Source organism: uncultured Methylobacterium sp., from assembly GCF_964242245.1.
GTDB lineage: Bacteria > Pseudomonadota > Alphaproteobacteria > Rhizobiales > Beijerinckiaceae > Methylobacterium.
In genome coordinates this window covers 1-4333 of the sequence record NZ_CAXTBY010000188.1, presented here as the reverse complement: position 1 = coordinate 4333, position 4333 = coordinate 1, and the positions used below count along the sequence as shown (strand labels likewise).

The window sequence follows — 4333 nt, the reverse complement described above, 5'->3', positions numbered from 1 at the left end:
CCGCCAACGCTCTCAACAATCCTGCCTGAGATCAGCCGCTCAAACAGGCTCTGAGGAGACGGCCCTTTTCGACGCGCCGGTCCTGCTCACCGAGGCGCATGACGGTTCGGCCTTCGATTCCGGCGAGCCGGTTCTTGACGACTGGCTACGGCAGCGGGCGTGGCATAACCTCCAGAACGCGGCGAGCCGCAGCTACGTCGTCTGCCCGACCGGTGCGAACCGGATCATCGGTTATGCCGCCCTGAACATGGGACAAATTCTCGCCCAGGACGTGACCGGAGCGATGCGCCGGAACATGCCGCGTCATATCCCGGCGATCCTGCTCGGTCGTCTGGCGATCGACCGCGCGTGGCAAGGCCACGGATTGGGCCGTGCCATGCTCGCCGATGTCATACACCGCGCCTCGTGGGCATCGATGGAAGTATCGGCACGGCTCGTCGTGGTGCACGCCATTTCTCCGGCAGCCGAAGCGTTCTATCGCCATCATGGCTTCACGCGTTTGCCGGTCGAAACGCCGACCCTCGCGCTCGATCTCATCAAGATGCAAAAAATTGGCGGTCTTAGAGAGTAAACATATGGTCCGCGTCGCTGACCGCCACGATCAGGCATTTTCAGGTGACCGGAGTGCTGATGACGCGCAGCTGCACTAGCAATGCGTGGCGATCTGCCTCGACCATCGCCGTTACGGCCTCAAGGCCATCGAGCGCCACCGTCTGAACCAGTACATTGCCCTTCACCGTGCGGGTCGTCGCATCCCCAAGCCCATCCAACACACGGCCATGCGGGTTGTCGCCGTCTGCAAGGTGCGGCAGCGGCTGTTGCAGATGCCGGCCTCGGCACCTCCGGCGCGAGGCTCCCATCCCTGAACGCGGCTGCGGTGCAGCCGCTGCAGGGGCATTCAAATAAACAGGAAGCCGGACAGATCATGCAATTCATGTAAGATGCATGAAACGCATAAGAGGAACTCATGGACGTGATTACCGTCTCGGCCGCCGACTTCCAGCGCAACATCGGCCGGTATTAGGACATGGCGCTGCGCCAGCCGGTGGCCGTCACCCGCAACGGCCGCGAGATCTGCGTCCTGCTCTCGACCGAGGAATACCACCGGCTCAAGCGCCGCGACCGCAAGGTGCTCGGCATCGAGGAATTCACGGCAGCGGATGCCGAGGCCGTGCGGCAGGTGGCACCGTCGGCGGCGTCCGCCGCGTTCGACCACGAGCTCACACCTGACGCGTGACGTTCCCCGCGCCGACGCCGGGTCTCGTGATCCGCTACGCCTATCTGTGTCAGCGTGAGCACCGGCGCGGTCAAGAGGAAGGCAGCAAGGACCGGCCCTGTGCCGTTCTGCTGACGGTCACGGATGATGCCGGCGACCGGATCGTGGTCGCCCTGCCGATCACGCACGCGCCGCCGGACGAGGCCGGCCACGGGATCGAGCTTCCCGCCGCTACCAAGCGCCGCCTTGGTCTCGACGACGCCCAGTCCTGGGTCATCGTCACCGAGGCCAACCGCTTCGTCTGGCCAGGTCCGGACCTGCGCCGCGCCAGTAGGGACGATCCCGCCAGCGTCGTCTATGGGGAACTGCCCCGCGCGCTGTTCGAGCAGGTCCGACAGAGATGGTTGGCCCTCTACGTGACCCGACAGACAGGTCTTGTCCCACGAACCGAATGAAGGACGCGAACGTGAAAGATGCGGAGCTGATGGCCGGGGCCAAGAACGACATGGTCGCCGCCAAAGACGATGCATGCCAGCAAAGTGTACCTACGGGTACGGCCTTCACCGCCTCGATCGCGATCGGAGCCTTCTTCAGGTCGGCCAGCTCGAAGAACTTGCGTCGGGCATGGGCCCAGCAGGCCGCCTCTCGGATCGGACCCGGCTTGCGGCCGGGGTCGTACAGCCGGCCGACCCCCGGGAAGGCGTCCGCCTGCACGAGGCCGTGGAAGTCGCACAGCCAGGTCTCGGCATGCGCGCCGGCGCGGTCGAGGGAGTAGAAGTAGGCCGCGGCCGGCGGCTCGGGTCCACCGAAGGGGCGGTCGTCGCGCACCACCGTCCAGAGCCGGCCTGCGGGTCTTCCCCTTGGCCAGGACCGGCACCGGCGTGTCGTCGAGAGGGAGGCGGTCGGCTCCCCGGACATGGGCCTCGATCCGGGCGACCAGGGGCGACAGAGCGGTGGTGACGGCCCCGACCCAGCCGGCCAACGTCGAGACGTCGATCGGCACGCCTTCATGGGCGAAGCGCTGGCTCTGGCGATGCAGCGGTAGGTGGAGGCCGAACTTGGCCATCACCACCTCGGCCAGGAGGTTCGGGCCGGCCCGGCCCCGCGGGATCGGGTGGAACGGGGCCGGGTTCTGCGCGATGGTCTCGCAGTCGCTGCAGGAGAAGCGCTCGCGTACGTGCTGGATCACGACCCAGCGTGCCGGGATCCGCTCCAGGGTCTCGGTGACGTCCTCGCCAAGCTGGCGCAGGCGCGCTCCGCCGCAGCAGGCGCAGGTCGTCGGGCCGGGATGGACGATGCGCTCGCGCGGCAGATGCTCGGGCAACGGCCTACGAGCGGGCTTGCGCTGGGAGGACGCCGTGGTGGCGTGCGCCTCGGGCTCGCTCGTCGCTTGGGCGTTGATCTCGGCCAGCGTCTCCTCCAGATCCTCCAGCGTCAGTTCGAGCTGGTCGATCCGGGTGCTGCGTTCCGAGGAGGCTCCGAAGCGCTCCCGTCGCAGCCGGGCGACCTCCAGCTTCAGCCGTTCGACCGCGATCTCGGACACGAGCCGCGCCGCCCGCTCGGCCAGGATCATGGCGTGGGTGGCAGCGAGATCCGTGGGAAGCGGTAGCGGCTCAGGCGCGTTCGGCACGCTGGCAGAAGAGCATATTACTCAGCTTTTGTAATGCGTTATCCTCAGCCGACGGTGCTCGGACGCCAACTCTCCTGGGGCATGCGCCAGTCGATGCCCGAGAGCAGGTAGCCGAACTGCGCCGTTGAGATCGTCACCGCCCCATCCCCTGCCGACGGCCATAGGAAACGGTCGCGGTCGAGCCGCTTGGTGTACAGGCACGCGTCCTGGCCATCGTGCCAGATCACCTTGATCAGGTCGCCGCGGCGGCCACGGAAGACGAACAGATACCCGGAATGGGGATCGCGCTGCAGCGTCTCCTGGACGATCATCCCCAAGCTGGAGAAGCCCTTGCGCATGTCGGTGTGGCCGGTGGCCAGCCAGACCCGCACGTTGGCCGGCAGCGGGATCATCGGCCCTCCAGGGCATCGAGCACCCGACGCAGCGCCGCGACATCGACGTCCCGGTCGACCGTGAGACGCCGACCGCCGCCGAGATCGATCTGCATGACACCGGTCTTGCGCCGCGCTCGACGCGGCTGGGCCTGAACACCAGGATCATCTGACTGCAGAGCCGGAACTGCCGGGGACGGCTGCGGGGTGATCGCGACGGGCACGAAGACCGGGGCCTGCTCGTCCCCGCCCAAATGGCCTTGCCGAGCTTGGCGTCGCCACGTGAACAGCAGGCCCTGGGCGATCCCGTGCCGGCGCGCCACCGAACACACCGACACTCCCGCCTCGTACGAAGCTTCGACGATCCGCGCCTTATCCTCGAACGACCAGCGCCGCCGTCGTTCGGCCCCCTCCAGTACCTCGACCCGCATCGCCCCAACCCGCTGACCTTAACGCCGGCATTAAGGTCAGGCTTCAGCCGAGTGCGCGATGCCGTCGAGCGCGGCCATCACCGGACGCGTACGCCCCTGGCACGCCGGGCAGTTGATCGAGCAGGGGGATGGCGTGAGGCAGTTCGTGAGCTTGTCCCGGCGCGAGGCGGAAGGCGATGGCCCGGCCCGCACCGTCGGCGATCACGCAGGCTTTGGTGCCATAGCCGCCCCGTGAGCGGCCAAGTGCTTCACGCGCATCTCGCTCGGCCGCAGCCCCCCTTTTGGCAGCGCCCGCCGCCTTCTGGTGAGCCCGCACGTTGCTGCCGTCGAGGAAGACCATACCCAAAGCGATGCCGCGCTCCTGCGCGCGGTCGAGCAACCGCTCCCACACGCCGGCGCGTGCCCAGCGGATGAAGATCTGGGCTGCCTGCCACCAGGGGCCGAGCTGTTCGGGACTGGCCCGCCACTTCGCCCCGTTCCGGTGACGCCGGAGGATCGCCGAGATCGTGCGTCGAAGCTCCTGGGGCGGCGTCTTGCCTTTTGGGCGGCAGGCCGCGATCAGCGGCTCCAACTCACCCCATTGCACGTCTGACAGCATCACGCTTTAGGGCCTGAAAACAGGAAAACCTCAGAGTCTGTCCGGGATCATTTTGGGGTCTGGCAGAGCTTTCGGATCATGAGGCGG

6 protein-coding genes and 3 pseudogenes are annotated in these 4333 nt (G+C 67.3%); 3 read left to right on the top strand and 6 right to left on the bottom strand.

What is annotated here, in order from left to right:
- The coding region (locus tag ACFE8Y_RS20995; RefSeq protein WP_375466305.1) for a GNAT family N-acetyltransferase at positions 1–571 on the top strand (571 nt) is incomplete at its 5' end.
- Between the two features lie 40 nt (positions 572–611).
- Here the strand turns inward: ACFE8Y_RS20995 and ACFE8Y_RS20990 are convergent.
- Entirely contained in the window at positions 612–737 is a 126-nt protein-coding gene (locus ACFE8Y_RS20990) for a hypothetical protein (RefSeq protein ID WP_375466304.1), read from the bottom strand.
- Between the two features lie 290 nt (positions 738–1027).
- Here ACFE8Y_RS20990 and ACFE8Y_RS20985 point away from each other — a divergent pair, with 290 nt between their 5' ends.
- Positions 1028–1237 (top strand): type II toxin-antitoxin system prevent-host-death family antitoxin, encoded by a 210-nt coding sequence (locus ACFE8Y_RS20985; RefSeq protein ID WP_375466303.1) that lies wholly within the window; start codon positions 1028–1030, stop codon positions 1235–1237.
- Positions 1238–1263: 26 nt separating this feature from the next.
- A complete protein-coding gene (locus tag ACFE8Y_RS20980) occupies positions 1264–1671 on the top strand; it encodes a hypothetical protein (RefSeq protein WP_375466302.1) in 408 nt (135 codons plus the stop codon).
- Between the two features lie 163 nt (positions 1672–1834).
- Here the strand turns inward: ACFE8Y_RS20980 and ACFE8Y_RS20975 are convergent.
- The 5 genes and pseudogenes from ACFE8Y_RS20975 to ACFE8Y_RS20955 all read right to left on the bottom strand — a co-directional run.
- A pseudogene (locus ACFE8Y_RS20975) lies at positions 1835–2134 on the bottom strand (transposase); the annotation flags it as partial.
- Positions 2124–2789: pseudogene (locus ACFE8Y_RS20970) on the bottom strand (transposase); the annotation flags it as partial. The pseudogenes ACFE8Y_RS20970 and ACFE8Y_RS20975, both read right to left, overlap by 11 nt.
- A gap of 101 nt (positions 2790–2890) precedes the next feature.
- Positions 2891–3238, bottom strand: coding sequence for an IS66 family insertion sequence element accessory protein TnpB (tnpB, locus tag ACFE8Y_RS20965; RefSeq protein WP_375466301.1), 348 nt, complete (start codon positions 3236–3238; stop codon positions 2891–2893).
- Complete coding sequence (locus tag ACFE8Y_RS20960; RefSeq protein ID WP_375466300.1) at positions 3235–3648, bottom strand: transposase; 414 nt, start codon at positions 3646–3648, stop codon at positions 3235–3237. Before ACFE8Y_RS20960 ends, tnpB begins: the two co-directional genes overlap by 4 nt.
- Before the next feature lie 97 nt (positions 3649–3745).
- Positions 3746–4246: pseudogene (locus ACFE8Y_RS20955) on the bottom strand (IS5 family transposase); the annotation flags it as partial.
- Positions 4247–4333: the final 87 nt, after the last annotated feature.